A 1,305-nucleotide genomic window follows, 5' to 3' on the forward strand; every position below is an offset into this window, starting at 1 on the left:
CCTCTGATATGTAGGTTTGGTTGTCAATAGCGCGTAGGTGAGCGGCTCCTGGATTGTGGTTCCGGGGGCCGCTCATTTGGTGCCCGGTGCGGGTGGCGGTGTTTGGGCTGGGCGGGTCGGTTTCGACTGGCAGTGTCAGGCTGATATGCGCGGGTTGGTTACCGCATGACGATTTATTCGGCTGGAGGCGTTTCGGTGTCTAACATCGAGCGTCCAACGGGGTGATCCGTGTGCTCATAGAGGGGGTCCCGAGTTGGCTCCGCGTGCTGCCCATCGCACTTTGGACCGCGTCCCGGAGGGCACGTTCAGGGGTCAGGCCGCGTTCATGCGTTCTCCTTGCTGGAGCGGGGCAGCCAGTGACCAACACCAGCCGGCGAGTTCGCGGGCGATCGCGGTGTTGGCCTTAACCGACATCTTGTGGCGGTCATCGAAGTGTTGCCACTTGTTATGGAGCCTGTGGTTTCCTTCCAGGGCGCGGATGCGGGTTGCCGGGCTGACGCGATCAAGTTGACGTAGCAGCCGTTGGCCGGGCCGGGCGTAGGGGCGGCGGTGCTGCCAGGCGGCTTCGATCAGGAGCTTACGGGCGTAGGTGTTCCCGGCCTTGGTGATCGGGCCCTGGTGCCGGGACTGGCCGGAGGAGTTCTCACTTGGTACCAGCCCAAGGTAGGAGCCGATGGTAGAGCCGGTGAAGCGGGTCCAGTCCCCGATCTCCACGGCCAGCCCGAACGCGGTCGTCATCTGGATTCCGCGCAGACACATCAACGCCTCAATCACTGGCCCGTAGGAGCATGCCGCGGCGGTGGCAGCGACCTGTTTGTCAATGCGCGCCAGATGCGCGGCGAGTAGCTCGGCCTGTTCGACGCCGGCCTCGTAGGTGAATTGGAGCGCCGGTTCCTCAAAGCGTTGACGGTGCAGCCAGAGTCTGTGTTCTTTGGTCCATCTTGTCTCTTTGGGGTAGCGGATGCCGTGGCGCAGCAGGATGGCGTTTACATGCTGTCGGCCGTGGGCAAGGTCGGTTGCTGCGCCGGAACGCATCCGGGACAGATCCCGCAAGGCTTCCTCTTCCAAGCTGGGGATTCGCACCTCGATGACCGAACCGACAGCGAGCATCTCGGCTAGCAGCCGGGCGTCACGTCGATCGGTTTTGACCCGGTCTCCGGGAGCGCGCAGCAGCTTCGAGGACGCCGCGACCACACAATTGATGCCCGCAGCATGCAGGTAACGGGCCAGGACGAAACCGGTAGGGCCGGACTCGTACACAACCTTGACGCCCGGTTCGAAACGGCGGATCCAGTGCAGAACCAC

Annotated in this window: 1 protein-coding gene; it reads right to left on the bottom strand. The window is 63.5% G+C overall.

The features are described from left to right. Positions 1-312: 312 nt before the first annotated feature. Positions 313-1,305 (bottom strand): IS110 family transposase (locus PV768_RS21795; protein WP_421094200.1); only part of this gene is annotated, 993 nt, incomplete at its 5' end.

This window comes from Pseudarthrobacter sp. CC4, assembly GCF_048957775.1.
In the GTDB taxonomy this organism is placed as follows: domain Bacteria; phylum Actinomycetota; class Actinomycetes; order Actinomycetales; family Micrococcaceae; genus Arthrobacter.